Consider the following 25,664-nt stretch of genomic DNA (forward strand, 5'->3'; position numbering starts at 1 on the left):
TCGTTTGTATACAAGCAATATTGATTTCTCAGTCTACCTGAGACCGTCTTCGCCTTTCACGTCCCACGCCTCCAGTCCACCCATGCGGCTATGGATGCGGCCGCCGCAGGACATGGCGAGCGCCAGGATCATCTCATCCGCGCGCGGTCCATCCGGCAGGCGCACTTCGAAGCCGTCGAAATGACTACGTACATAGGCCGCATTGATGTGTCCGAGCGGGATATCCAGTGTCGATCCGACACCGCCGCGCTTCATGTTGGACGGTACGATCGCATTCGACTCGCCGAGAAGCTGGCGCATCGCATAACCGCCAGGCACATGCCAGAGCGCGCCGTGCTCGAGTTCCCCGTTCTCGCCGACGAGCATCGCCTTGCCGTAGCCGTCGATCTTCTCCTTGCCGCCGAGCGCGGCGATCAGACGCTCGCTCATCTCGAGGCCAAGCGGCTTCAGATCCTCCATTGCCGGCTGAAGATCGGCCTCGTAGCGGCCGGCGAATGGATTGCGGACGCAGGCAAGGATGGCGCCGAGACGGCGCGGCGTTTCCGGCACGGGACCGCCGTCATGGCGGATTTCCTCGAGAACCAGATGCATCTTGCGGACGGGAAAGTCAGGCATGGGCGAAGATTCCTTGAAGTGCGGTTTCGTTGTCGCCGGCGACGATCCTGACATCGCCCGCGAGCATCAGCGAGGCTTGGACGATCTTGCCCTCTGTCAGGAAACGCCGGGCGAGAGCTTCGCCGTGCCGTAGCGCTTCGGCGATCTCCGCGCGGGACAGGTCCCCGACGGAGACGGTGACTTTTCGGTCCCCGAGGTCGCTGTCCGGCGCGAGATCGCGTGCGGACGCCCGTTCGATGGCGGGGTGGTCGGGCAGATCGACTGCATTGGCGATCAGGGTCGCAGCGGCGTCCGCTTCAGCGGCGGAGCGCGCCGCGACTGTCACCGCGTCCGCAATTCCGAGCGAGTGACTGCGGCCGCGCCAGCCCGAGGTGGCGATCCCGCGCACCGGATCGGCGGCGGAGATATGGATCGCGCCGCCGGGCGCGGCGGCGACGGTGCGCTCGTCTCCCATGAGGTGAAAGGCGATGTCGCCGCCATTATTCACGTAAGCTTTCGGAACATCGTCTCCGGCGATCATCTCGGAGAGAACTTCATCCGCGACAGCGCCTGCGACTGCCGCCATTGGCGTGACGAAAATACCTTCATATCCGGACACGGCTGCGCCCATGCGGCGTGCGACCGGATCCGCGAATACCTGCGACTTCGACAGAGGAGAGCGCAGCGCCGGCAATTCCGCGACCAGCCCCGTCAGGACGGTCCGGAACCGCGCGGCCGCCCGCTCGTAGCAGGCGTTCCTGAGTGGCCCACAGGTCTGGACGATCAGATCGATGGGGCCGTGATGGAGATGGAGCCGCTGGCCGTCCGGCAACATGGAGGCTTGCGGCGCGGCACTCATCCCTTGACCCCGAGAATGCGGTTGTCCGCGCCGTATTCGCCACCTTCGGAGAGGACGTTTTCCAGTGTGCGGACGGCATGGTCGTGACCGCCGAGCAGGCGGTATTCCTCGCGGCTGACGGTGAATTCCAGCGGCGCGACAAGGGCCGGGGTGGGCACGGAGCCGAAAGAGCCGTCCGGTGTCTGCAGGACGTCGGCCATGATGGTGATGCCGCCGCCCGGCCAGACATAGACCGGTGCGCCGCCGACCGTGACGCGGGTCTTTCCCTCCTGCACGGAGCGGGTCAGGTTGACTGGGTTGCGGGTGACGCCCGAACGGAGCGAACCACCCGCGCCGCCCATGAAGAGAACGGTGCAAAGCGCGGGCTCGCAATTCTCGGCGATCAGCTCGACCGATTTCCGCAATGCCTCCGACATCTCTCTCGGGACCGGCTTCAGATCCTCGTCGAGCACGTAATAGCCGGAATGCTCTCCCGTGGTGGAGACCATGAGTAGAGAGAGTCCTGGTTTCGCGCCCTTCTTTTCCTTCCAGGGGCCGAGGATGCTGAGCGGGTCCTCGATGTCGGTGCCGCCCCAGCCGAGCCCCGGCTCGGCGACGCGGAAATAGCGGCCCGGCGTCGAGCGGTGGCCGAGGATGTTGATTCCCGTGTCCGGCCAGTCGATGACCTTGCCGGCCTGATGTTCCGAGACCACGCCGGTGATGTGATCGTCCACGACCACCACATCGTCCACAAGGCCCTGCCATTGCGAGGCGAACATGCCGATGGCGGCGGAGCCGCAGCCGACGCGCATCCGCACTTCCGGAACGCCGTCGACGACGGGCGGCTTCCCGGCCTGTACGATCACAGTCGAGCCGCCGTCCACGGTCAGCTCGACCGGCTCTTTGTTACAAAGGCTCATGAGCGCGGCGCAGGTTTTGCGGCCTTCGGCCTTGCTGCCGCCGGTCAGGTGATCGACGCCGCCGAGCGAGAACATCTGCGAGCCGTATTCCGAGGTCATGACATGACCGACCGGCTCGCCCTCCGCCCGGACGACGGCCGCCTCATGGCCGAGATGACGATCCGTGTCGATCTTCACCTTGACGCCGCAATAGGAAAAAATCGCTTCGGTCACGACGGTCACGAAATCCGCACCGTCGATCTCCCGGCTGACGATAAAGGGGGCCGGCTTGAAATCGGGATAGGTCGTGCCCGCGCCAACGGCGGTGACCACCACGTCCTCTCCCGAAACCTTGTGCCCGTCCCAGTCGGCGGCCAGGAACGGCTTGATCTCATCGCCCTTGGCGAGCCGCTTGTCGAGGATGGTCAACGGATCGCAGCGGATGATCTTGCCGTTCTCGTTGGCATAACGGTCGCAGGCTCCGGCCTTGCCCTCGGCGATGTAACACATGACCGGGCAGGCATCGCAGCGGATCTTCTCGGGGCGGCTCATTGCGCGGCCTTAATCGCGGCAAGCACGCGGTGCGGCAGGGCGGGGACCTTCGTCACCCGCGCGCCGGAAGCGTGCCGGATTGCGTTCAGGATCGCCGGTGCGGTCGGGATCAGCACGTGTTCGCCGAGTCCCTTGGCGCCCATCGGTCCTACCGGATCCGGCTTTTCGATAAAGATGGACTCCACTTCCGGCATGTCGCCGATTGTGGGGATCAGATAATCGTGCAAATTCTCGGTCCGTCCCGGCAGGAACTCTTCCATCAGGGCAAGACCGAGACCCTGTGCGATGCCGCCCTCTACCTGGCCCTCGGCAAGCAGCGGATTGATGACCCGTCCGAGATCATGCGCGGCGATGATGCGGATCACACGAGTCTTTCCGAGCAGCATGTCGACCTCGACCTCCGCTATCTGCGCCCCGTAGCCGTAGACCGCATAGGGGATGCCCTGGCCGTTCTCGTCCAAGGCACTGGTCGGCGGATCGTAGGTTTCCTCCGCCATCAGGACATAGCCGAACGGGTTCGCCGGGAGCGCGGCGAGATCGATCTCGCGGCGTTCGTCGCCGTGCGAGACGGTGATTTTCCCGGCACTGAGCACGATCTCCGCCGTTCCCGGCAGGTTTGTAAGGCGCAGGATGGTTTCGCGGAGGGCCATGCCCGCACGCTCCGCCGCCTTGCCGGTGATAAAGGTCTGGCGGGAGGCTGAGGTCTTGCCGCAATCCGGTGTCAGCGCCGTGTCGGGACCGATCAGCTCGAACGTGCCGACCGGAACGCCAAGCGCATCCGCCGCGATCTGCGTGATCACGGTATTGGAGCCCTGACCGATATCGGTCGCGCCTTGATGCAGTTTGAGCGCACCGTCTGCCGTGATGCCGATCCGGATCGTCGACGGGTTTGGCAGTGCGGTGTTTCCGCATCCATACCAGCAGGAGGCGACGCCGATGCCGCGTTTCAGCACCGGCGAGGTCTCGTTGTGAGCGGCGGCCTCGGCGAGCGCCCGATCCCAATGAGGTTTGAGGGCATCGAGGCACTCCTCGATCCCGACCGCTTGCAATGTCTGACCGAACGTTGCCGCGTTGCCGTCGCGAAGCGCATTCAGGCGCCGGAATTCCAAGCGATCGATACCGCATTTCGCAGCGAGATCGTCATAGAGGACTTCCTGGCAGATCGCGGCCTGCGGCACGCCAAAGCCCCGGAAGGCGCCGGCAGTCGGCCCGTTGGTGTGGATAGCGCGGGTGGTTGCGCGATAGTTTGGCGTCAAGTACGGGCCGGAGGCATGGACGGGGACGCGGGTCGCCACGGTCGGGCCCCAGCTTGCGTAAGCGCCGGTATTGAAATCGCCATGCAGCATCATGGAGACGATGCGGCCGCTCTCGTCCGCGCCGATCGTGGCTTCCAGCGTGCCGGGATGGCGTTTCGTGCTGGCGCGCATGGATTCGGAACGGCTGAAGACCATCCGGCAGGGTTTCCCGGTTTTCAGCACTGCAAGCCCGAGCAGCGGTTGGACCGTCAGGTCGAGCTTCGAGCCGAAGCCGCCGCCGGCGGCCGACGGGATAATCCGGACTTGCTCGAGCGGCAGGCCGAGAACTTTCGCGGTGTCGTCCCTGTCCATAATCGGCGCTTGCGTACAGGCCTGGATAACCAGCGTATCGCCGTCGAGCCAGGCTGAACCGGCTTCCGGCTCGATATAGGCATGCTCGACATAGGAAGTTTCGAACCGGCCCGACGCGACATGCGCTGCGGACTCCATTGCCTGATCCGGATTGCCGGTCGCGACACGGCCGCGGATCAGCGTGTTGTCCGCACGGGTTTCGTGCAGCTGCGGCGCGCCAGCGATGCCGCCTTCGGCCTCGGTCAGGGTGTGGGCAAGGGGCGTCCAGGTGATCGGGAAGTCCGAGAGATCCATCGCCTCGACCAGATCCGGATCGCCGACCACCAGGGCCACCGGCTCGCCTCGATAACGCGCCGTTACCTCGGCGATGGCAGGCTGGTCGGCAAGCGGCGGGATCACACCGAACCTGTTCACACCCTGGATGTCCGCTGCGGTGATGACGGCTTCGACGCCGGGACGCGCCTCCTGCCAGGCCGCGACGTCGCCGAGCTCGAAGCCGGCATGATGATGCGGCGACCGGACGGCACGCACCACGAGCGCTCCCTCAGGCGCATAGTCGGCACCGAAGATTTCCGTTCCGTCGACCTTTCGGAGGCCGTCCAGACGCGGGACAGGGTGGCCGACCGCTTTGCCGACATCCGGCGGGCCCACGCGTTCGGGCGCTGTTCCGACGGCCATGATGGCGGAAATGATTTTCCGGTAGCCGGTGCACCTGCAAAGCACTCCGGCGAGCGTGTCCTCGATCTCGGCGAGGGTCGGAGCCGGATTGGTCTGCAGCAGCTCGACCGCGGCCATCAGCACGCCCGGCGTGCAGATCCCGCATTGCGCTGCGCCGTGCGCCAGGAAGGCTTTCTGAAGCTGGCCAATTAGAGCCGGATCGGCCGTCTCGACGGTCTCGATTTCGCGGCCGGATGCCTGGGCGACAGGCGTCAGGCAGGCGCAATGCTGGCGGCCGTCAATCAGTACGGTACAGGCACCGCAATCGCCTGCATCGCAGCCGATCTTCACGCTCTTCAGTCCGAGATCGTCCCGCAGAACTTCGGACAAGCGACGCCCGGGGGTGGACCGGATGGAATGGTGTTCGTCGGCTACGATCAACGTCATGCGGTGCGAATAGTTGTTCATTGCGTCATGCCTCCCGGACCGGCTTCAATCGCACGCAGCGTGCGGCGGAGCAGTTCGGCAGCGCTCGTAATTCGAAAACCGGCGTCCGCGCGAATATCGTCAATCGGACTCAGGGCTCCGGCGACCAGTTGGTCCGTGATCGCATCCGGATTCAGCGGTTGGCCGATCAGTGCCTGTTCCGCCGCATCGATCCGCCGGGCTACAGGCCCGCAGGCCCCGACAGCCAGAGCCGCTTCGGTCACGACGCCATCTTCGATAACCACACGGGCCGCGGTCATCGCGATGGAGATCACGAGATAGGTGCGGGCACCCAGCTTTAGGAAATGGCTCTGACCTGCGAGAGCCGGGGAGGGAATTCTCACCGACGTCAGAATTTCATCCGCCCGCCGCTGCGTCTTGCGCGGGCCCAACAGGTATTCGGTGAGCGGGAGGTGGCGGACCCCGCTTGCCGCGCTCAGCTCGACCTGCGCGTTAAGCACCAGCAGGGGCGGAATGCCGTCCGCCGCGGGAGAGGCATTGCAGATATTTCCGGCGAGAGTTCCACGGTTCTGGATCTGCCGCGACCCGACCTCGCGCGCGGCCAACTGCAAGGCGTGCAGCGCAGGAGGAAGATCCGCCTCAGCGATCTCGGACCAGGTGGTCGTACCTCCGATTGTAAGGCCGTTCTCATCCAGCCGAATTCCGGAAAGCCCCTCAATGCCAGTGATATCCAGCACGTCGTAAGGAAGGGCCTTGCTTTCTGTCGAAGGAAAAAGGTCCGTGCAGCCTGCAGCCACGGTCAGCGGTTTTGACGCAAGCGCGTCCAGTGCAGCCGCCAACATATCAGGTCGAAGATAAGTCGTTGTAGCTGCCATCACCGACACACAAACTTGTTTGTACACAAGTGGATGTTGCGGCAACACCCTCAACCTGTCAATAGAAGCGGATGGGAAAAAGCAGCAACACGGCAGACGCCTACAGGCTTGCCAGTCAGGTCGGTTTCAACCTTCGCCGGGCCAACCAGCGTCATGTGTCGATCTTCAGCCGCTATGTCGATGGCCTGACGCCGACACAGTTCGCCACCCTCGCCCGGCTCTATGAACTCGGCCCGCTGTCCCAGAACAAACTCGGTCGCCAGACGGCGATGGACTCCGCGACGATCAAGGGTGTCGTCGAACGTCTCCTGGCCAAGGATCTGCTTACCCTTAGACCGGACCAGAACGACCAGCGCCTTCGCATTGTCGAGCTGACGGAACAGGGGAAAGCCGCTTTCGAGACGGCGCATCACCAAGCTCTTCAGGCGCGCGAGGAAACCCTGGATCCGCTGACCGCCGAGGAAGCGGATATGCTGGAAGCGCTGTTGGAAAAACTCGTCTGAACCGGCAGGCCGTTCTAGACCCCGACATATTTATGCAGGAGGGCCGGATCCGCCCTCAGGTCGGCGACCGGGACAATCTCGCGCCTGCGTCCATTCTCCAGAAACGCGACCCGGTCCGCCAGCGACAAAACCGCTTCGATCCGCTGCTCGACCAGGATGACCGCCACGCCTTGCCGCCGCATCTCGACGATCGTCTCACGGATGATGTCGATCATAGAGGGCTGCAGGCCTTCGGTTGGCTCGTCCAGCATGAGGACCGACGGCTCCAGGCAGAGCGCACGCGCCGTCGCCAGCATCTGCTGCTCCCCGCCGGAGAGCGTGTCCGCCCGCTGATGGAGGCGTTCGCGCAGACGTGGGAACATGTCCAGCACATGCTCGCGGGTAGCCGGTCCCTTATCCCGGGCCATAAGGCCGATCTCAATGTTTTCCTCGACCGTGAGTTCGGAAAAGAGGCGGCGTCCCTGAGGAATATATCCAATGCCCCGCTTGGGCGCTTCTTGTGGCGGCAGTGCGCTAATGTTTTCGCCATTGAGCAGCACCTTGCCGCCGGACGGTTTCACCAGCCCCATGATCGCCTTCAGGGTGGTGGTCTTTCCGGCGCCGTTCCGTCCGAGCAGACACAACACCTCGCCGGGGACCGCCTCGAAACTGACTTCGTGAAGCGCCTGGACAGGACCGTACCCCGCGCTGACTTGCTCAAGCTTCAGCATGAAACAGTTCCCAGATAGGCGTCCTGGACGCGCGGATCGGTTTGGATCTGTTCCGGAGCTCCCGAGGCCAGCACCCGGCCTGTTTCGAGCACTGTAATGGCATCGGCGAGGGACATTACGACATCCATATTGTGTTCAATTAGCAGGATCGTCGTATCCGCCTTGAGCCGATCGATCAGTTTCTTGAACCCCTCGATCTCGCTCTCCGCAAGACCCTGTGTCGGTTCGTCGAGAATGAGCAGGCGCGGGTTCTGCGCAACGCCCATTGCGATTTCGAGCAACCGCTGATGGCCGTATGAGAGGGTGCCGGCGATCTGGTCGACACGATCCGTCAGACCGACTCTCTCCAGCACCGCCTGTACCTCCTCCTCGTTGCGCGAGCCGAGAGCCAGCGCCACGTTGTCGAAGAGCGTGAGGCGGGCATAGATAGCGGTGATCTGGAAGGTGTAGGCCATGCCGCATCGGATTCGCTTGTGCGCCGGCAGCGGGGTCACGTTCTTTCCGTCGAACCAGACCTCTCCCTCACTGGCTCTGATCCGGCCAGATACCATCCCGACGAATGTACTCTTTCCGGCACCGTTCGGGCCAATCAAGGCATGGACCTGCCCTTCGGGAAGGGAGAAATCCACTCCGTCGACTGCCGTCAATCCGCCGAAACGGCGGCTCAGCTTCTTTGTCTCAAGTAACATCATGGCAGCCAAGGCACCCAGCGCCGGCGAATCTCGCCGACGATTCCCGTCCGGGCAAAAAGAGTCAGGAGCACCAGCACCAGCCCCGCGATGATCATATAGGCGTTGGTCAGACCGCTCGAATAATCAATCAGGTAGAACATGAAGGCCGCGCCCACCAGTGGGCCGATCGTTGTGCCGGCACCGCCGAGCAGGACCCAGAGCAGCGGAAAGATTGAATAGTGAACCGCGGCGAAGGTCGCGCCCACATAGCCGAAGAGCAACGCATATCCAGCGCCGGCAGCGCCTGAGATAGCGCCAGAGATAACCACGGCCGCGAACTTGTGCTTGAACACGTCGTATCCGAGCATCCTCGTGCGTTCCTCATTCTCACGCACGGCGACGAGGACATGGCCAAAGGATACCTGCAAAATCCGGGCGGTGATGAGCAGGGCCGTCGCGAAAAGGAGCAGAGCCGCGAGATAGCGGGTCACCGGATCGGTCAGGTCGAGACCGGCGATCTGCCGCATGTCCTGAGGCAGCACGAAGCCTTCGTCTCCTCTGGTCCATGTTCCGAAATGAAGGATCGTCAGGAACGCCGCTTGAGCGAACATCAGCGTGACGATCATGAAGGCCACACCGATGGTTCTGAGCGCCAGTACGGCAACCACGGCTGCAAGGACCGCCGCCGCGAGGACGCCAAGTACGAAGGCCGGAAGTGCAGGCACTCCGCCATACTGCATGGCGAGCCCGAGCCCGTACATGCCGGCGGCGAAGAACATTGCATGGCCAAGGCTGAGCAGTCCGGTGTAGCCGAACAACACATTGTAACCGACGGCATAGGTCGCCAGCACCATGATCCGCGCCAGATTTCCCTGATGGTAGGCCGGGAGCAGGAAGCAGAGGCAGAAAAGCACACCGATCAGCCCCAGATGAAGCGCGGTCTCGCGTCTGACGCTAGTCATAGCGCTTTCTTTCCGTAGAGGCCCTGCGGACGGAAAACGAGGATCAGCGCGACCAGCATGGTGGCGATAATCTTGGCGAGCGTCGGGCTGAAAAATACTGAGATGATACCATCGGACATGCCGATGACGATTGCGGCTACGACAGTGCCTCGGATCGAGCCCAGTCCGCCGATGATCACTACGATGAAGCTCAGCAGAAGCGGATCGCCTCCCATCAGGTAGTGCGCCTGCTGGATCGGCACGATCAAGACCGCTGCAAGCGCGGCGAGGCCCGCTCCGAGGCCGAAGACGAGGGAATAGACCCGCTGGACCGAAATGCCAAAGGCCAGCGCCGTTTCACGGTCAAGCTGGGTCGCGCGCAGCACCAACCCGAGACGTGTGCGGGAGAATAACAGCCAGAAACAGATGAGGATGAAGAGCGCGGCTCCGATGACGAAGAGCTTGTAGCTCGTCGTGCCGAAGCCCCAGGGATAATAGAGCTGCAGACCGGCCTCGCCGAACTCGAACCAGGGCAGGGCGATGCGGCTGTTGAAAGGCGGTTCGACCGGGCGCGCTTCCGGGCCGTAGGTCATCAGCACGACCTGCTGAAGGATGTAGAGAATCCCGATGGTCGCGACGATGGTCGCTTCCGGGTCGTATTTCACGTGCTTCAGGACCAGATGGTCCGCTGCCACGGCAATCGTGGCAGCGAAAAGGGGCGCGAGCAGCAGGGCGGCCAGGAAGGCGATGGCCGGGTGCCCGCCTGGTATCACCGAGGCGATGAACCAGGTCGAAACGGCGCCCAGCATGAAGAATTCTCCATGTGCGACATTAACGACCCGCATCACGCCGAATACCAGCGAGAGGCCGAGTGCGGTCAGCGCGAGCACGGCGGCGCCGACGGCGCCCTCTAGCGAGGCGAGCAGAAGGTGAGGGCCAAAATCCATTTTCTCTGAAACAGCAAACCGGAGCCCAATCATGGGCTCCGGTGCTCCTAAGGAGTGATCAGAAGGACATCTTCGTGTAGTCGACTTCGTCCGGATACAGCGTGTCCTCGATGGAGGTGGTATGTACCTTCACCAGTTTTCCGCTCTCGACCTTGGATATATACTGAACGCCGAAGACTTGGTGAGTCTTGCCGTTGAACAGTTTCGGCCCCTGCGGATGGGCATCGCTTTCCGGGATGTCGGTGATTGCTTCGACAGCTTCAATGAGCTTCTGGCGATCGGACGGCCCCTGATAGTTGCTGGCTTCCATGCCCGCTTTGATGATGTGGAGCGTTTCCCAGCAACCGAACATGTGCGCATAAGTGGAGACATCTTTCGGATCGGAGACGGAAGCCCCGTTGTCATCGACGCCGACAGCTGCGCGGTAGTTCTTGTCGAAGCTGGTTTGGTCAGGCTGCGCATATCGCGGATTGCCTTCCCAGAAATAGGTGCCTTCGAGGAAATCCAGACCCGGCGAGGAAAGATCGACAGCTTCAAGACTATCAATGAAGCCGAAGATTTCCGGTCGCGACGGACCGAAGAACTCGCCCATTTCTTTCACGAAGGTCAGAACGCCCGGGCCCACCATCACATGGTAGATCACCTCGGTCTCCCGCGGGATGCGCGGGAAATATTTGGTGAAAGAGGTTTCGCTCGGCGGGATCGCAATATGCTCGAGGACCTTGCCTCCCTGGGCTTCGATCGCCTTGGTAAAGAAATCGCGGTGATCATGACCGAAGGCGAAATCGGGGAAGATCATGGTGACCTTCTTGCCGAGATTTGCGCCAACAAACGGCGCCATCGCCTGAACCTGGCTCTTCACGTCGGTGATGCCTGGTTGCAGCGTGTAGCGGTTCAGTTTGCCGCTGGCCACGTGATGGCCCTCGGAAACCACGAAATACGGGATCTTTAACTCGCCCGCAGCCGGAGCCGAGCCGTAGACCACGTGGCTGAAGAGGGTTCCGAACGCCACATCGCAGCCGTGCTGGGTGGCGAACTTTTCGACCACTTCGGCGCCGCGCTTGGGATCGGTTCCGTCATCCTCGGCGACAATTTCGACCGGGCGGCCGTTGATGCCCCCAGCATCGTTGATGGCCTTGGCCGCGGCAGCGGTCGTCCGTCCGTACCAGCGGCCGTAAGCGGCTCCGATACCCGTCGAATGCTGCTGGAAACCGATCTTTATCGGTGCGGAGGATTGAGCTTGCGCAAATCGGCTCGACAAAGGTGCGGCCGCCAAAAGGCCGCTGGCCGCCGCCCCTTTGAGGAGAGTTCGGCGGCTTGGTGTCTTGTTAAACATCGGCAGTCTCCCTGTTGGCGAGGCGCTGATCTTTGACGGTCTGCTTAACCTCGCGAGAAAAAAGTTTGTTTGTATACATGCAACATGTCCAGCGGTTTCTTCGGGACGGGTGCGGGCGACAGGCCGCCGCCATCACGCTCCCTTCGGAGCCGCGAGCAACCATAGGCCCAAAAATGTGTACAAAATCATGAAAATAGAGAGCGGGAGTGTGACCAGAACGGCACGACGGTTATCCGGGAAAAGATCGAGGGCCATCCGGTGCGCAAGCAGGACGGACCAGACATGTCCAAGCACGACGGCGCCCGCCTGCGAGAGCCAGATGATCTCTACGGTATCGATCCTGTTGAAGAAGCCCGTGGTGACGTGAAACGGCGCCAGCCCGAGATAATCTGCGCCGCGCGCGAATGGGTCGTTCAGAGCGGCGAGGGTGTGTTGTCCGTTCACCAGGAAGGATGTCAGGTAATGGACGACGTGATAGGCAAAAGCGATGGGCAGCAGGCTGGGCGCCAGCCGCTTGAACGTCTCCACGAAACCGGTTTTGGCCCGCGCCGCGACCAGTCCCAGCCAGATCGTTAGGGCGAACGTCGCGGGGAGAATGACAACGGCGCAGACGAGACCGGTGAGCGTCGGCCAGACCACGGCGGACCGGCCCGGAAACTCAAGCGGATTGACCCCGATCTGCCCGAGCCACCAGAAGGTTTCGTTGATGCCGTCGAAGCTGCCGACAGCAAGCAAGGTCAGAGCGAAAATTCCCGCAGCAGGAACGGGGTCGCGACCGACCAAACGCCAGCCGGGGGCGCCGATACCCGACTTCTCGCCGAGGCGCGCCGGTGCGAGCCCTGCGTAGGTTCTTGAAAGGACCGACCCGAGTTCGACCTGTCGAAGCCAATCGGGGCCGCACAGCACCAGACCGATCATCATCGCCAGCCAGTAAAGCCCAACCAGTTTGGCAAGGCGGCCGGGATCGTCCGGTGCGATATCCGCGAGCAGGAAAGCGGCGAACCCCACCAGCAGCAGAACTGCCGGCCAGACGCCGATCCGGGGCGAAAGCCGAACCATCGGCCGCATGGGGCAGAACAGGCGGTAAAGGCCGGTCCAGGGATTGAGCCAGTGGAAGAGATTGCCGAACAGCCCCGTCATGGCGATGAAACCGACCCATCCTACAGTCCAGAACATCAGGGACATAAGGTTGGAGAGGGGATCTCGCGGCCCTTCGAGGCCGATAAAGATCGTCGCCAGCATGACCAGGAACATGGCGAGGCTGGTCGCGGTGCGAAGACCTTCGGGAGGCTGTACCGTGAAACCTCGTGCCAGAAACAACGCCCGCATGGGGCCGGTCGGAACGGCAAACAGCAGAACCACGGTCAGCGCGACCACGGCCACGCCGGACGCGGTATAGATACCCGTCGGCAGGAGCAGAACGAAGCCCTGTTCGGAGACATGCGCCGATGCCTGCACCGGCCAAAGCAGAGCCAGGCAAAGCACCGCCAGCTTGACCGCAAAAACCGATTTCCGCACTGTCATAGGGTGTTTCCATAAGAGAGTGGCGTCATGAGGACCATCCTGACTTTTCTGGTTTTGGCGGCGATGGCCGTCGGTTTGTGGTGGGGCTCCATGCGAGGCGAGAATGCCTCCCATCTTCTGATCAGTGATGCGGTTGCGAAACCCTTAAACGAACATGACGCCGCAATTCTTCTGAAGATCAAGAATTTGGGCGGGCCCGACCGGCTCCTCGGTGCGTCCAGCGGAGCCGGCGCGGTGTCGCTCTACAGCCCGGTCGAAACCGCCGGCCTGCCGATCCCGACCGGGTCGGCCGCGCTCGCGCTCGATGGCGCGAATATCCGCATGAGCGGCATCGGTGCTTCCCTGACCGACGGCAGCCTGATTCCTGTCGAACTGACCTTCGAGAAGGCCGGCACGATCACGGTAAAGGCGCGCCTGTCCGATCCGGCAAAGGAGGGGCAGGCGGGCGAAGTGGGGCTTTTCGGTCTGGGCGAGATTTGCTCCGTGGGGAAGGGAGAGCCCGCCCCGAAGATTTCCCTTTCGGTCGTGCCAGACGGCGATGGCTGGGCCGTGCATGTGAATGCCCGGGATTTCGAGTTCTCGAAGGATCTCGCCGGGATGCAGCATGTCCCGGGAATGGGGCATGGCCATATTTATGTCGGCGGCGTGAAGCTCGGGCGGGTTTATCAGCCGGATGTCCGTATCGGGGCCCTGCCGAAGGGGACTCACGAGGTCCGTGTCACCCTCAATACCAACGATCACCGAGCCTATGTCGTCGGCGAAGAGCCGGTTACGGCTTCCATCGCGATTAAGGTTGACTAAGAGTCGCCCGCCACGGTTTTATTTGTATACAAACAAACTGCAATCTGCGGCTTGCAGCGACAAACAGTGGCGGGCGGGGTCTTGACCAAAGGCGGAATCATCGGCGTCGATGTCGGCGGTACTTTCACGGATCTTGTCATGCTGGATCCGGATATGGGTGGTATCCGGCTGGCCAAGACGGCTACCACCCTTGAAAATCAGGCTTATGGCGTCCTGAACGCCATCGCGGAAGCTGGCGCGGACCCGCGTGCGGTCGATCTGATCGTGCATGGGACGACGACCACCACCAATGCGGTGCTTGAGCGCAAACTGGCGAAAACCGGGCTGATCACGACCGCCGGTTTCCGGGATATCCTGGAACTTGGACGGCGCACCCGTCCCCAGGCTTACGGCATGAAGGGCGTCTTCCGCCCGATTATCCCGCGCGATCTCCGGCTCGAGGTCCCCGAGCGGATGGACGCCTCCGGCGCGGTCGTGACGCCGCTTGACGAGGATGCGGTGCGGGCCGCGGTAGAGCGCCTGCTGGAGCTTGGCTGCGAGGCTCTGGTCATCCATTTCCTCCATGCCTATGCCAACCCGGACCACGAGCGCCGGACGGCGGAAATCGCGGCCGAGTTCTGGCCCAACGGATACATCACCATGGGGCACGATCTCCTGTCGGAAACCCGCGAGTTCGAGCGCGGCGTGACGGCGGCGGTGAATGCCTCGGTCCAGCCGATTCTTGAGGTCTATATCGCCCGGCTCCGGAACGAACTCGCCGACAAGGGCTATGCCGGCGACGTGCTGGTGATGAACGGCAATGGCGGCATGGTTTCCTCCCGCATGGTCTCCAGTGCAGCCGCCAAGACCGTGATGTCAGGCCCGGCCTCGGGCGTGATGGCGGCGGCCTATACCGGCCGACGCGCGGGCGAGGAGAACCTTCTGACCTACGACATGGGCGGCACCTCCACGGACGTTGCCCTGATCCGGGGCGGAAATCCGCCGGTTTCAAACGAGATCGAGATCGAATATGCGATGCCGATCCATGTCCCGATGGTCGATGTCCGGACGGTCGGGGCGGGCGGCGGTTCGATCGCTTTCGTCAATGCGGCGGGTCTGCTCGAAGTTGGCCCCGAAAGCGCCGGCGCGAAGCCGGGGCCGATCTGCTACGGGCGCGGCGGCACAAGGCCGACGATCTCCGACGCCAACCTCCTGCTCGGCCGGCTCGATCCGGGCCGGCTGAATTCGGTCGAGGGCGGTATCACCCGCGAGACGGTCGAGGATATCTTCCTGCGCGAGCTCGGCGAACCGCTCGGGGTAGATGCGATCGCCGCCGCCGAAGCTGTTATCCGCATGGCAAATGCCAAGATGGCGGGCGCCATCCGCATGGTGTCGCTCTCCCTTGGGGCCGATCCGCGCGATTTCGCGCTTTTCGCTTTCGGCGGCGCGGGCCCGCTGCACGCGGCCGCGCTGGCGCGGGAGCTTGGCGTGCCCCGGGTTCTTATCCCGGCCCGTCCGGGTATCACGAACGCTCTCGGCTGCGTTGTCGCGGATCTCCGCCACGACTTTGTCCAGACCGTCAACACGCCGGTAGATCTCATCGACATCGACCACCTTCATGACATCTTCGAGCAGCAAGTGAGGGCGGGGACCGACGCGCTTGCGCGCGAGCGCATTTCCATTCGCGAAATTCAGAAGGAGTTCAGCGTGGAGATGCAGTTCAAGGGGCAGAGCCACGTTGTGCGCGTGCCGCTTGAAAACGGAACCCCGAGCCGCGAGGAATTGAGGAGCCGCTTCGAGAAGGAATACTGGACGCGCTTCAAGGTCGAGCTGGCGGATATCACCGCCGTTGTCGTAAATCTCAACTGCTCGGTCATCGGCAAGCGGGATCCAGTGGATCTTTCAGGGCTGATCGACCCTGCTGGCCGTGCGGCGGAAGCCGTTCCCGTCGGGACGCGTACAGTGACCTTCGACGGAACGGCATACAAGACTCCGATCTACCGGCGGGAAACGCTCCCGGCTGACGTCCGTCTCCAGGGGCCGGCGCTGATCGAACAACTGGATTGCACCACGCTCGTGCCGCCCGGAGACCGGGTCGAAGGTGCGACGGACGGCAATCTTATTATCCATATCGGAGCGTAATCATGAGCATCGACCCCATTACGCTCTCTGTAATCCAGGCCGGTTTGCAGCAAGTCTGCGACGAGATGGATCTCAGTTTCTCGCGCGCCGCCTTCTCGCCGGTGATCGCCGAGGCGAACGACCGCTCCGACGGGATCTATGCCGCTGACGACGGCTCCCTGATCGCCCAGGGCGCCGGCGGCCTGCCGGTCTTTGTCGGGACCATGCAGTATTCCACGCGGACGCTGATCGAGATGATCGCGGCGGGCACCGCTCCGGCACCGAAGCCGGACGACGTCTATATCGTCAACGATCCCTATCTCGGCGGAACCCATCTCATGGATGTCCGCTTCGCCCGTCCGTTTTACCGGAACGGCGAGATCTTCTGCTGGCTCTCGAATACCGGACACTGGCCGGATACCGGGGGTGCTGTTCCGGGCGGTTTTTCCGCCTCTGCGACGGCGGTGGAGCAGGAAGGGCTGCGCCTGCCGCCGGTCAGGCTCTTCAAGGAGGGCGTCCTCGACCGGGAAATCTATTCCATCATCTGCTCGAATATCCGCGTCGCGGATCAGCGGATCGGCGATGTGAAGGCGCAGGCGGCCGCGCTTGCGGTCGGCGAGGAGCGGCTGAACGCGCTGCTGGACCGCTATGGCGACGATGTGGTCCGCGAGGCGATTGCCGATTTGCGCGTCCGGGCCGAGACGCAGATGCGCACTCTGATCGACGAGATCCCGGACGGCACCTACAGCTCGACCGCCTGGGTCGACAGCGACGGGGTCGTGAACGAGCCGCTGGCAATCAAGCTGCAAGTCGAGAAGACGCCGGGTCACCTGCGTTTCGACTTCTCGGAGTCAAGTCCGCCTTGTCTCGGCCCGATGAACTCGGTCCTGGCGACCACGCTTTCCTCGGTCTATCTGGCCATGCGCCACATCTTCCCGGAAGTGCCGATCAGCGCGGGCGCCTTCGTGCCGCTCGAGGTCATCCGGCCGGAGGGGACCTTCCTCGACGCCCGTTATCCGCGCCCGGTTTCCGGTTGCGCCGCCGAAGTCAGCCAGCGCATTGCCGAGGCTGTCTTCGCGGCGCTGGTCGAGGCCCTGCCGCGCCGGGTGACTGCGGCACCGGCCGGCACCAGCGGAAATTTCGCGCTTGGCGGCCACGACCCGGAGCAGGGCAGGGACTTCGTGATGTACCAGCTCTCCGGCGGAGGCTATGGCGGCAATGCCGACCATGACGGTCTCTCCAACGGCTGCTCGACGATCGGTATCTCGAAGGCGCCGCCGATCGAGATCATGGAACAAAATTTCCCCGTACTCTATCACCGCTATGCTCTGCGCGAAGGCTCGGGCGGCGCCGGCCGACATCGCGGCGGCCTCGGTCTCGACTATGAGATCGAGCTGCGGCGCGGCGACGCGCGGGCGAGTTTCGTGATGGATCACGGCCGCTTCGGACCCCAAGGCGCGCTTGGCGGTGCGGACGGCGCGCCGAACGTTGTCGAGGTCTGGCGCGATGGCGCGAGATACATCCCCAAGCATCTCTCGAAAGAGCAGGACATTCCGCTCAAGGCGGGCGACAGGGTCCGCGTCAAGACCCCGGGCGGCGGCGGTTATGGTCCGGTTGCGGATCGCGACCCCAAGCTGATCGACGAAGACCGGCGGCTCGGACGGGAGTAATCGCCGGGTTGGGGTGGGCTACGTCGCTTGTTCGACCATGGTCACCCAGGATGAGCCGCCTGGTCCGGCCCGAAACCCAGAGCTGCGACCGGGCCTGATGAGGTAGGTGGCGGCGTCGCGGCGTCCATGCGCTACACCCTTGTATCACGGTGTGCGTCAGGCCGGACGGGCAGAGCGCAAATCTTTTCAGATCAATCTCGTATCGCTCGTTTTCGTAGAGGTGGCTGCGCATGCGGTGTTTGGCGAATGATGCTCGCGTGCCATCTCTGTCCGACCCGGGAGGGGGCAGCGTACGCTTTAGGTGACTCTGGAGAGGTTCAGATCTTTTTGAATTTCTCCAGGAAAGCGTCGATTGCTTCGGTTACCTTCTCTTCGGCCTCATCGACATTTCGCATCTGTTCCATCACGTCTCTGGCAGCCGCCGCCGCGTCTGCCGACGCTGATTCAACGCCTCCGATATTTTGGTCGACGGCCGATACGCGCTGAGCGGTATCGGACATGCTTCCGGTAATCCCCGACGTTACGGCCCCTTGTTCTTCGGCGGCGGTCGACATTGCCGTTGCCTGGTCACGGACAAGCGCGATTGCCTCTGTGATCCCGCGAATGGCGGAAACATTGTCCTGCACGGCCTTGGTGACGCTGTCGACTTCTATCCCGATTTCCTCGGTGGAACTGGTCGTCTGGGCCGCGAGCTTTCTGACCTCTTCGGCGACAACGGCAAATCCGCGTCCGGCTTCCCCGGCCCGTGCTGCTTCGATGGAGGCGTTCAGGGCGAGCAGGTTCGTCTTGTTGGCGATTTCTCTAATAAGCGTCACCACACCGGTGATGCGTTTGGCGGCGGTTTCCAGGTGCTGAAGCGAAGACGTCGCCACATCGGCCCTTTCGGACGTATCGTCCGTGAGGCTGGAGGTCTTGGTGACGCCTTTGACGATCTCCTGAATCGAGGACGCCATCTGATCCATCGCGGCAGCGACATCGGAGACGTTCTGAGCGGCGGCAACCGAGTTTTCTTTGACGACAGAGCCCTGTCGGCTTGTTTCTTCCGCCGCCACGACCATCGATTCCGCTGCGCGCTTGGACCGTCCCGACGCTCCATGCAGGCCATTCATCGCGCCGACGACGATCTCTCGAAAATCCCTGCCGAGTGCCTGAACCGGGCGTAGCAGGAGAACGCCCAGTCCGTAGCCGCAGACCAGGATAATCAGGCCGAACCCGCCAAGAGTGACAAGGGCGCTCTGGATCGAGGCATTGGCATCCGCCATCGCTTCTTCTTCAGAGACGGAGAGGATGATTTTCCAGTCGAGTCCGGGAAGGCTGACCTGCTCGAACCCGGCGATGACAGGAACGCCGATGTGATCTTTCGCGGCGAGCAGACCGTCCGTGCTGCCGAGGGCCTGCGTTACGACGTCGCTGGACACAGTGGAACCGATGGCGAGATCCCCGGCGTTTTCCGGGACTGACCGCAATTGACCGGTTGACCCGATGAGGATGGTTTCGGCCGTGTCGAAGCCGGCAACCTCCTTGTTCACGATCGCGTTTATGCGGTCGACAGGCATCTGGAAGGCAATGATGCCGATCAATTTGCCCTTGTCCTTAAGAGGCGCCAGCAGGAAAGAGGCATCCTGATTGTATGAGGGCTCGTAGGGCTCGAAATCGACAAAGACAAGGTCGTCCGACTGATCTTGAATAATCTTTTGAACAGCCTGTCCAAACGCCGAGGAGCTGTAAGGACCGTCGACGAAGGATGTACCGTAATCGAGCTCTTTGAAGACGGAGTAGACGATACGGCCTTTCTTGGGCTCGAACAGAAAGATGTCGTAGAATTCGAACTCTTCCAGATATGCTTTGAAATACGGGTGATAGGCCGCATGGAGACTTGAGTATCGACTCGTATCGCCAGCGGTCATGAGGAGATGTTTCTCCCCGATTTTCTCGGGATTTCCTGAAATATAAAGGTGTTGTAGCTTCTCCGAAACCGGGTCGATCTTCATCCACCGGTCCAGATCGGCCGGCGTTGCCCCGGTCGTGTTTTCCTGTTGATAGAGATAACGCTGCTTCAGTTTCCCGGGTCGCACGGTCACGTCCTGGGATGAATCGAGTTCGTCAACAGCGGCCGTGAAAGCCTGCGTCGCATCCGTGACCACCGGGTTGATCGCGAGCGTGCGGGCAATGCTGAGAAGAGTTCCGAAGTAGGTTTCGACCATCTCTTTCTTGAGGCCGACAACCGAGACGATTTCCGCGCGAGCCGCATCTTCAGCCATGGTGTACATGCGGGAGATATCGAACACGGAGCTTACGGTCATGGGCAGGATGCCTGCCGCCAGCAACGCACCCATGATCTTGTGTTTGAACTTCATCGCCGATGAACCGCGTCAAAAATTTCCAAGCGTATCGACGTAGCAGATTTCGAGGTGGCGTTCACACGATATGTCGGCGCCCCTGAATTCCGTAAACCCGTCCGCGGTGGATGTGGAAGTCGGGCTCGATTTCGGCACGCAAAGTCGCCCCGGAAAAGCTTTCGGTGGCTTTTGCGAGGGCAGTTGGGCGATGCTCCGTTAGTGACTGTTTTTGTTCCCAATCAACTGATTATCCAATGACCAATCTAGTGCCCCTCACACTCTCTCCGACTTTCGCGCCGAACGAAAGCAACCCGCTGCCCGAGCGCCGCGTGGAGGGCAATCCCGTCTTCCGGACCTGGGAGCTCGACTCCGCGCTCGCCGAATCCGGCAAATGGGGCTCGGTCCGTACCGGGATCTGGGAGGCGACGCCGGGGACTTAACGCGCGATCAAGGGCGAAAATTTCGAGTTTTGCTATATTCTTTCCGGACGCCTGCGCCTGACCGAAGACGGCGGCGAGATCCGGGAATACGCCGCCGGAGACAGCTTCATCATGAAGCCCGGTTTCTGCGGCAACTGGCAGACTCTGGAGACGGTTCGAAAGATCTGGGTCGTCGCGAGCTGAGCCGGCTGGCGTCTTGGTGGTGTGGCTGCCCGTAAGCAGCCACGGCGAATTCTTCTGCGTCATTGGCTGGAACTGCCGCCACCGCATCGTCGGCCCACTAAGCGATGTGGCGGAAAAACGGCAACAGGATGCGCAGGTATCTGGGCTTGATGCGAGTTGAAGGGATTGTCTCGTACTTGCCGCTTGAATAGTCGATTTCGGAGAATGGCTGGGGGACCTGGATTCGAACCAGGACTGACGGAGTCAGAGTCCGCTGTTCTACCGTTAAACTATCCCCCAACGGGACCGGCGCGCGGTGCGCGCTCGCGGCAGGGGCCGGAAACTAGCTATCTTGCCGGGCGATGGCAAGAGCGAATTTTCGACTTTACGCTCGGTGTTTCCGCAGACCGGGATTCCCGGCCGTGGATGCTCGACCTCCCTGGATCCCGAGCTTAGATTCGTAGCGGGAACAAGAAAGATGCAATAGCGGAGGACTGGGCATGGAAGCGATGTCGGGACAAGTGCCGGCGCTCTATCGCCGGCGGATCGGGGAGGTCTTGGTCACGGCAATCTGTGACGGTTTTGTCGAGGCGCCTTTCGCGGCCCTGACAGGAATTGAGGAGGCGGAGGCCGAAGCGATCCTCAAGGCCGAGTTCCGCCCGACGCCGCCGCGCATTTCGGTCAATTGCTTCCTGCTGCAATCCGGTGACCGGACCGCGCTCGTCGATACCGGCGCCGGCGACACGATGGGGCCGAAGCTCGGCAAGCTGGCTTCGTTGCTCGCGAGCCTGGACCTCGCGCCGGGCGACGTGGACACCGTCCTTCTGACCCACATGCATCCGGACCATTCGAACGGGCTGACTTCGCCCGGCGGCGAAAGGCTGTTTCCGGCGGCCGAGATCGTGGTCGAGGAAAAGGATGTCGACCACTGGTTCGACGACGGTGCCCGGTCACGGGTCGATGAAAGCAAGCAGACCCGCTATTTCGACGAGGCGCGGCGCCAGATCGCGCCTTATCAGGACCGCCGCAAGTCGCCCGGCAAGGACAGCTTCCCCGGGGTCAGCGCGGTGCCGCTCCACGGGCACACGCCGGGTCATACAGGCTATCTCGTCGAGTCGGACGGGGAGGCCTTGCTGATCTGGGGCGATATCTTTCATGTTCCCGATATTCAGGTCCGCCATCCCGGTGTCGCGATGGCGATGGACTCCGACCAGCAGGCCGCGATCGCCGCGCGCCGCCGGGCGCTCGACATGGCGGCTGCCGACCGGCTCTTGGTCGCGGGTATGCACCATCATTTCCCAGGTTTCGCTCACATCGTGGGGGCCGGGGATGGCTATCGGCTGATCCCGGAATCCTGGGCTTTTGAGGCCTGATTTCTTGAATCTCCCGCGTCTGAATGCGGGTTTATTCATACTTTATAAACTTTAGGCGAATATAACCCTTTGACTCGATTTTAGCGAAAATGCCGTATATCTCCTGAGTGCTTCTCGGAGATGGCGGAAGTCAAGGGTTAACGGTCATGAAGCAGGTCCTCGTGCTGGGCGCCGGCGGGTTTATCGGAAGTCACCTGGTGACGCGCCTGAAGAGCGAAGGGTGCTGGGTTCGCGGCGTGGATCTGAAGTATCCGCGCTATAGCCCTTCCGCGGCCGATGAGTTTGTAATCGCGGATCTGCGCGAGCCGGCCAATGTGCGTGACGCGTTGGACCGTCCGTTCGACGAGGTCTACCAGCTTGCCGCCGATATGGGCGGTGCGGGTTTCGTATTTACCGGCGCACATGACGCCGAGATCATGCACAACTCGGCGATGATCAATCTGAATGTCGCCGATGCGGCCGCCAAGAGGGGGATTCGCCGGATCTTCTATTCCTCGTCGGCCTGCATTTATCCGCGTGAGAACCAGACCGATCCGCAAGATCCGAATTGCAGGGAAGACAGCGCCTATCCGGCAAATCCCGACAGCGAATACGGCTGGGAAAAACTGTTCAGCGAGCGGATGTTTCTCTCCTTCGCGCGGAATTTCGGGCTGGAGATGCGGATCGCCCGGTTCCACAACATATTCGGCCCGGAAGGATCCTGGAACGACGGCCGCGAGAAGGCGCCTGCCGCGATCTGCCGGAAGGTCGCCGAGGCGCGCGACGGTGGCGAAATCGAGATCTGGGGCGACGGGGAGCAGACACGCTCTTTCCTCTATATCGACGAGTGTCTCGACGGTGTGTTGCGCCTGACACGCTCGGACTTCGCCGGACCGGTGAATATCGGTTCGGACGAGATGGTCAGCATCAACCGGCTGGTGGACATGACCAGCGAGATCGCAGGCAAGACGCTGCGCCGCAAACACGTCCCGGGACCGGTCGGGGTGCGAGGACGCAATTCGGACAATGCGCTTATCGGCCGTGAGCTCGGCTGGGCACCGGCGGCACCGCTGCGCGATGGGCTTGTCTCGACCTACCGCTGGATCGCCGGGCGGGTCGACAGCGGCGAAGCGGACGCGGCCTGAGCGTCTGTGCCTCCTGTCCGTTCTGGATCCGGCGCATTCAAGAGAAAATGAAATCGTGCGGCGTCTCCGGCAGTAGGCAAGCCAAGTCAATGTGACTACACTCATCGTTGAAACAGCCGACGGTAAATCCGAAGGCGCAAAATTTTGGGTGAATCACCATGTCCGCCGGCCGATCGACGTCGATACGCCGGGGAGGTCGTTCGACGGTGAACGATCAGGGGCGGGGAGAGTTTACGCGGGCACTTTCGCGGAGCTCGGCCCCGAAACCGTCGAACGGCGCTGTCCGCCGTTCCAACGGGGCAGGCCAGGAGCCTGTTCTGGCGGCCCTCGATTTAGGCACCAACAATTGCCGACTGCTGATTGCGGTCCCGTCCGGTTCGGGATTTCGGGTCATTGACGCATTTTCCCGCATCGTGCGCCTCGGGCAGGGCCTGCAGAAACACCGGAAGCTCTCCGAGGACGCGATGGAGCGAACGCTCCAGGCCTTGAAGATCTGCGCCCGCAAGATGGCAAAACGGAAAGTGACGCTGTCCCGTGTCGTGGCGACGGAGGCGTGCCGCCAGGCCCGCAATTGCGACGACTTCCTTGAGAGGGTTGCGGCCGAAACCGAACTCGACATCGAAATCATCTCGACGCGCGAGGAAGCCGAGCTGGCGCTTGCCGGCTGTGTACCGCTATTCGATCCGGAAATTCCAAACGCGCTGGTTTTCGATATCGGGGGTGGGAGCACCGAACTCGTCTGGCATCGGCGTGAAGAAAGGGAAACCCGGCGCAACGGAAGGGGCGCTCTGGATGCGATTTCTCTGCCGTTCGGCGTCGTGACGCTTGCGGAGCGCCATGGCGGCGACCGGTTCGATCGGGCCACCTATCGGCGGATGGTGGACGAATCCCGGTCTGCCCTCGACGCCTTCGAGGCCCGTTTCGACATCGGCGCGGCGATCCGGGACGGTGCCGTGCAGATGGTCGGAACCTCCGGGACCGTGACCACGCTTGCCGGCATCCGCATGAGGCTGCGGCGCTACGACCGGGATCGGGTGGACGGCACCTATCTCGATTTTGGGGAGATGGAGGAGATCGCCGAGCGGCTCGCGTCCGTCGGGTTCGACGAACGCGCGGCGATGCCCTGTATAGGACAGGAACGCGCGGACCTCGTGGTTGCCGGGTGTGCCATCCTTCAAGGGATCTGCGAGCGGTGGCCCGTGGGCCGGCTCCGGGTGGCCGACCGGGGGCTTCGCGAAGGAATTTTGTTCGATTTGCTTGAGCGCGCGGCGGGCCATTAGCTCCCGGCCGCTTGACGCCGCCGCCGCTTCCGGCGCACTAAGGCGGCCATGACGAACAAACGCGGCGGACGGCGCGGCGGGCGCGGCTCTGGGTCCCGGATGACCAGCGTCGAGCTCAAGAATGCGCGCCGGCATAAACCTTCCTCGCAGCGCTGGCTCCGGCGTCAGCTCAACGACCCCTATGTGGCCGAGGCGCAAAAGCTCGGCTACCGCTCCCGCGCAGCCTTCAAGCTGCTGCAGCTCGACGAGAAATTCCGCTTTCTGAAACCGGGCCAGAAGGTTGTCGATCTCGGCGCCGCGCCAGGTGGCTGGACGCAGATCGCGGTCCCCGCTGTCGGCGCCGACAAGGGGAAGGGAACGGTCGTCGGCATTGATCTGCTTGAGATGGAGCCGGTCCCCGGCGCGGATCTCTTCCAGGGCGATTTCATGACCGACGAGGGGCTGGCCGCGCTGCGTGCCCGGATGGACGGTCCGGTCGATGTGGTGCTGAGCGACATGGCTGCTTCGACGACCGGCCACGCGCCCACCGATCACCTGCGGACCGCCGCGCTCTGCGAGGCTGCGTTCGAATTCGCCGTCGAAGTGCTGGCCGAGGGCGGAACTTTCGTCGCCAAGGTCTTCAAGGGCGGGAGCGAGCAGGAGATGCTCCGGCGCATGAAGCTCGCCTTTAGCGCGGTGCGTCACGCGAAACCCGCGGCGAGCCGTCCGGAATCGCCGGAAGCCTATGTCGTTTGTACGGGGTTTCGGGGATTGCCCGAGAGCGAGCGAAATCAAGACGCAGTGGCGGAGGACGAGGATGACGGATCTGACGGTTAACGTCGTCGACGGCGAAACCGACGGTCTCTACGAGCTCGATCAACGGCTGGTGGCCTTCAACCGCGAGCGGTCCGACTGGGGCAGCCGTTATTTCACTGTCGAGATCCGCGATGCGGATAACGGCTTGCGTGGCGGTGCGGGCGCGCGGGTCAATCTGGGCGTGGTCGAAGTCTCGACACTCTGGCTGGATGGCGAATTGCGAGGTGGAGGAACGGGCCGGCATATCGTCGATGCCGTCATCGCCGAGGGCCGCCGGCTGGGCGCCAGCCGGATCCTTCTGGACACATACGATTTTCAAGCGCGTGATTTCTACGAAGCGCTCGGGTTTACCGTTTTCGGGACGCTCGATTACCCGAGCGGGAACAGCCGCTTTTACCTTTCCCGCGACATCTGACTTGCCACGCGCCGTTCGCGCTGCATCTTCTAGATTCCCATCCGAGACCGATTCTCCGATCCGC

23 protein-coding genes and 1 tRNA gene are annotated in these 25,664 nt (G+C 62.6%); 11 read left to right on the plus strand and 13 right to left on the minus strand.

Going from position 1 to position 25,664, the window contains the following annotated elements:
- Window positions 1-33: 33 nt before the first annotated feature.
- From NUH88_RS18110 to NUH88_RS18130, 5 genes are read right to left on the minus strand one after another with little or no spacing between them, the layout of a single operon-like run.
- A complete protein-coding gene (locus tag NUH88_RS18110; protein WP_257767868.1) occupies window positions 34-615 on the minus strand; it encodes an amino acid synthesis family protein in 582 nt (193 codons plus the stop codon).
- Complete coding sequence (locus NUH88_RS18115) at window positions 608-1,453, minus strand: UPF0280 family protein (protein WP_257767869.1); 846 nt, start codon at window positions 1,451-1,453, stop codon at window positions 608-610. The genes NUH88_RS18110 and NUH88_RS18115 overlap by 8 nt, the downstream gene beginning before the upstream one ends.
- Complete coding sequence (locus tag NUH88_RS18120; protein WP_257767870.1) at window positions 1,450-2,883, minus strand: 6-hydroxynicotinate reductase; 1,434 nt, start codon at window positions 2,881-2,883, stop codon at window positions 1,450-1,452. The genes NUH88_RS18115 and NUH88_RS18120 overlap by 4 nt, the downstream gene beginning before the upstream one ends.
- Complete coding sequence (locus tag NUH88_RS18125) at window positions 2,880-5,615, minus strand: molybdopterin-dependent oxidoreductase (protein WP_257767871.1); 2,736 nt, start codon at window positions 5,613-5,615, stop codon at window positions 2,880-2,882. Before NUH88_RS18125 ends, NUH88_RS18120 begins: the two co-directional genes overlap by 4 nt.
- A complete protein-coding gene (locus NUH88_RS18130) occupies window positions 5,612-6,496 on the minus strand; it encodes an FAD binding domain-containing protein (protein ID WP_257767872.1) in 885 nt (294 codons plus the stop codon). The genes NUH88_RS18125 and NUH88_RS18130 overlap by 4 nt, the downstream gene beginning before the upstream one ends.
- 44 nt (window positions 6,497-6,540) lie before the next feature.
- Here NUH88_RS18130 and NUH88_RS18135 point away from each other — a divergent pair, with 44 nt between their 5' ends.
- Window positions 6,541-6,972, plus strand: a complete 432-nt coding sequence (locus NUH88_RS18135) for a MarR family winged helix-turn-helix transcriptional regulator (RefSeq protein ID WP_257767874.1) — start codon at window positions 6,541-6,543, stop codon at window positions 6,970-6,972.
- 14 nt (window positions 6,973-6,986) lie between these two features.
- Here NUH88_RS18135 and NUH88_RS18140 read toward each other — a convergent pair whose 3' ends face one another.
- The 6 genes from NUH88_RS18140 to NUH88_RS18165 form a co-directional block, all read right to left on the minus strand.
- Window positions 6,987-7,682 (minus strand): ABC transporter ATP-binding protein, encoded by a 696-nt coding sequence (locus NUH88_RS18140; RefSeq protein ID WP_257767875.1) that lies wholly within the window; start codon window positions 7,680-7,682, stop codon window positions 6,987-6,989.
- Window positions 7,676-8,374, minus strand: coding sequence for an ABC transporter ATP-binding protein (locus tag NUH88_RS18145; RefSeq protein ID WP_257767876.1), 699 nt, complete (start codon window positions 8,372-8,374; stop codon window positions 7,676-7,678). Before NUH88_RS18145 ends, NUH88_RS18140 begins: the two co-directional genes overlap by 7 nt.
- Window positions 8,371-9,315: a branched-chain amino acid ABC transporter permease gene (locus NUH88_RS18150; RefSeq protein WP_257767877.1), complete on the minus strand. Its 945-nt coding sequence runs from the start codon at window positions 9,313-9,315 to the stop codon at window positions 8,371-8,373. Before NUH88_RS18150 ends, NUH88_RS18145 begins: the two co-directional genes overlap by 4 nt.
- A complete protein-coding gene (locus NUH88_RS18155) occupies window positions 9,312-10,241 on the minus strand; it encodes a branched-chain amino acid ABC transporter permease (protein WP_257767879.1) in 930 nt (309 codons plus the stop codon). The genes NUH88_RS18150 and NUH88_RS18155 overlap by 4 nt, the downstream gene beginning before the upstream one ends.
- A gap of 58 nt (window positions 10,242-10,299) precedes the next feature.
- Complete coding sequence (locus tag NUH88_RS18160; protein ID WP_257767881.1) at window positions 10,300-11,577, minus strand: ABC transporter substrate-binding protein; 1,278 nt, start codon at window positions 11,575-11,577, stop codon at window positions 10,300-10,302.
- A 132-nt stretch (window positions 11,578-11,709) separates the two neighbouring features.
- Window positions 11,710-13,101: a hypothetical protein gene (locus NUH88_RS18165; RefSeq protein ID WP_257767883.1), complete on the minus strand. Its 1,392-nt coding sequence runs from the start codon at window positions 13,099-13,101 to the stop codon at window positions 11,710-11,712.
- Window positions 13,102-13,128: 27 nt separating this feature from the next.
- On the opposite strand from NUH88_RS18165, the gene NUH88_RS18170 reads away from it, so the two are divergent.
- From NUH88_RS18170 to NUH88_RS18180, 3 genes are all read left to right on the plus strand, one after another.
- A complete protein-coding gene (locus NUH88_RS18170; RefSeq protein ID WP_257767885.1) occupies window positions 13,129-13,902 on the plus strand; it encodes a copper chaperone PCu(A)C in 774 nt (257 codons plus the stop codon).
- Between the two features lie 81 nt (window positions 13,903-13,983).
- Complete coding sequence (locus NUH88_RS18175; protein ID WP_257767887.1) at window positions 13,984-16,023, plus strand: hydantoinase/oxoprolinase family protein; 2,040 nt, start codon at window positions 13,984-13,986, stop codon at window positions 16,021-16,023.
- A gap of 2 nt (window positions 16,024-16,025) precedes the next feature.
- Complete coding sequence (locus NUH88_RS18180) at window positions 16,026-17,672, plus strand: hydantoinase B/oxoprolinase family protein (protein ID WP_257767888.1); 1,647 nt, start codon at window positions 16,026-16,028, stop codon at window positions 17,670-17,672.
- 317 nt (window positions 17,673-17,989) lie between these two features.
- Here NUH88_RS18180 and NUH88_RS18185 read toward each other — a convergent pair whose 3' ends face one another.
- Window positions 17,990-20,029 (minus strand): methyl-accepting chemotaxis protein, encoded by a 2,040-nt coding sequence (locus NUH88_RS18185; protein ID WP_257767890.1) that lies wholly within the window; start codon window positions 20,027-20,029, stop codon window positions 17,990-17,992.
- Between the two features lie 236 nt (window positions 20,030-20,265).
- Between NUH88_RS18185 and NUH88_RS18190 the strand changes: the two genes are divergently transcribed.
- Together NUH88_RS18190 and NUH88_RS18195 are read left to right on the plus strand one after the other, a co-directional pair.
- Window positions 20,266-20,451, plus strand: a complete 186-nt coding sequence (locus NUH88_RS18190) for a hypothetical protein (RefSeq protein WP_257767892.1) — start codon at window positions 20,266-20,268, stop codon at window positions 20,449-20,451.
- A gap of 6 nt (window positions 20,452-20,457) precedes the next feature.
- On the plus strand, window positions 20,458-20,634 hold the full coding sequence (locus NUH88_RS18195) for a cupin domain-containing protein (RefSeq protein ID WP_257772258.1): 177 nt from the start codon (window positions 20,458-20,460) through the stop codon (window positions 20,632-20,634).
- Window positions 20,635-20,839: 205 nt separating this feature from the next.
- Here NUH88_RS18195 and NUH88_RS18200 read toward each other — a convergent pair.
- Window positions 20,840-20,913 (minus strand) — tRNA-Gln (locus tag NUH88_RS18200).
- 200 nt (window positions 20,914-21,113) lie between these two features.
- Between NUH88_RS18200 and NUH88_RS18205 the strand changes: the two genes are divergently transcribed.
- The 5 genes from NUH88_RS18205 (at window position 21,114) to NUH88_RS18225 (ending at window position 25,600) form a co-directional block, all read left to right on the plus strand.
- Window positions 21,114-21,986, plus strand: coding sequence for an MBL fold metallo-hydrolase (locus NUH88_RS18205; protein ID WP_257767894.1), 873 nt, complete (start codon window positions 21,114-21,116; stop codon window positions 21,984-21,986).
- A 146-nt stretch (window positions 21,987-22,132) separates the two neighbouring features.
- Window positions 22,133-23,110, plus strand: a complete 978-nt coding sequence (locus NUH88_RS18210; protein WP_257767896.1) for an NAD-dependent epimerase/dehydratase family protein — start codon at window positions 22,133-22,135, stop codon at window positions 23,108-23,110.
- Between the two features lie 206 nt (window positions 23,111-23,316).
- Window positions 23,317-24,390: a Ppx/GppA phosphatase family protein gene (locus NUH88_RS18215; RefSeq protein ID WP_257767897.1), complete on the plus strand. Its 1,074-nt coding sequence runs from the start codon at window positions 23,317-23,319 to the stop codon at window positions 24,388-24,390.
- A gap of 48 nt (window positions 24,391-24,438) precedes the next feature.
- Window positions 24,439-25,206 (plus strand): RlmE family RNA methyltransferase, encoded by a 768-nt coding sequence (locus NUH88_RS18220; RefSeq protein WP_257767898.1) that lies wholly within the window; start codon window positions 24,439-24,441, stop codon window positions 25,204-25,206.
- Window positions 25,187-25,600, plus strand: coding sequence for a GNAT family N-acetyltransferase (locus NUH88_RS18225; protein WP_257767899.1), 414 nt, complete (start codon window positions 25,187-25,189; stop codon window positions 25,598-25,600). Before NUH88_RS18220 ends, NUH88_RS18225 begins: the two co-directional genes overlap by 20 nt.
- Window positions 25,601-25,664 lie beyond the last annotated feature (64 nt).

Origin of the sequence: Nisaea acidiphila (assembly GCF_024662015.1) — a bacterium.
In the GTDB taxonomy this organism is placed as follows: Bacteria; Pseudomonadota; Alphaproteobacteria; order Thalassobaculales; family Thalassobaculaceae; genus Nisaea; species Nisaea acidiphila.

Excerpts from the sequence above, each read along its gene's own strand:
- NUH88_RS18150 (WP_257767877.1), bottom strand. The coding sequence starts at position 9,315 with ATGACTAGCGTCAGACGCGAGACCGCGCTTCATCTGGGGCTGATCGGT.
- NUH88_RS18170 (WP_257767885.1), top strand. The coding sequence starts at position 13,129 with ATGAGGACCATCCTGACTTTTCTGGTTTTGGCGGCGATGGCCGTCGGT.
- NUH88_RS18155 (WP_257767879.1), bottom strand. The coding sequence starts at position 10,241 with ATGGATTTTGGCCCTCACCTTCTGCTCGCCTCGCTAGAGGGCGCCGTC.
- NUH88_RS18120 (WP_257767870.1), bottom strand. The coding sequence starts at position 2,883 with ATGAGCCGCCCCGAGAAGATCCGCTGCGATGCCTGCCCGGTCATGTGT.
- NUH88_RS18110 (WP_257767868.1), bottom strand. The coding sequence starts at position 615 with ATGCCTGACTTTCCCGTCCGCAAGATGCATCTGGTTCTCGAGGAAATC.
- NUH88_RS18160 (WP_257767881.1), bottom strand. The coding sequence starts at position 11,577 with ATGTTTAACAAGACACCAAGCCGCCGAACTCTCCTCAAAGGGGCGGCG.
- NUH88_RS18135 (WP_257767874.1), top strand. The coding sequence starts at position 6,541 with ATGGGAAAAAGCAGCAACACGGCAGACGCCTACAGGCTTGCCAGTCAG.
- NUH88_RS18220 (WP_257767898.1), top strand. The coding sequence starts at position 24,439 with ATGACGAACAAACGCGGCGGACGGCGCGGCGGGCGCGGCTCTGGGTCC.
- NUH88_RS18115 (WP_257767869.1), bottom strand. The coding sequence starts at position 1,453 with ATGAGTGCCGCGCCGCAAGCCTCCATGTTGCCGGACGGCCAGCGGCTC.
- NUH88_RS18125 (WP_257767871.1), bottom strand. The coding sequence starts at position 5,615 with ATGAACAACTATTCGCACCGCATGACGTTGATCGTAGCCGACGAACAC.
- NUH88_RS18225 (WP_257767899.1), top strand. The coding sequence starts at position 25,187 with ATGACGGATCTGACGGTTAACGTCGTCGACGGCGAAACCGACGGTCTC.
- NUH88_RS18185 (WP_257767890.1), bottom strand. The coding sequence starts at position 20,029 with ATGAAGTTCAAACACAAGATCATGGGTGCGTTGCTGGCGGCAGGCATC.
- NUH88_RS18190 (WP_257767892.1), top strand. The coding sequence starts at position 20,266 with ATGACCAATCTAGTGCCCCTCACACTCTCTCCGACTTTCGCGCCGAAC.
- NUH88_RS18210 (WP_257767896.1), top strand. The coding sequence starts at position 22,133 with ATGAAGCAGGTCCTCGTGCTGGGCGCCGGCGGGTTTATCGGAAGTCAC.
- NUH88_RS18205 (WP_257767894.1), top strand. The coding sequence starts at position 21,114 with ATGGAAGCGATGTCGGGACAAGTGCCGGCGCTCTATCGCCGGCGGATC.
- NUH88_RS18145 (WP_257767876.1), bottom strand. The coding sequence starts at position 8,374 with ATGATGTTACTTGAGACAAAGAAGCTGAGCCGCCGTTTCGGCGGATTG.
- NUH88_RS18165 (WP_257767883.1), bottom strand. The coding sequence starts at position 13,101 with ATGACAGTGCGGAAATCGGTTTTTGCGGTCAAGCTGGCGGTGCTTTGC.
- NUH88_RS18180 (WP_257767888.1), top strand. The coding sequence starts at position 16,026 with ATGAGCATCGACCCCATTACGCTCTCTGTAATCCAGGCCGGTTTGCAG.
- NUH88_RS18140 (WP_257767875.1), bottom strand. The coding sequence starts at position 7,682 with ATGCTGAAGCTTGAGCAAGTCAGCGCGGGGTACGGTCCTGTCCAGGCG.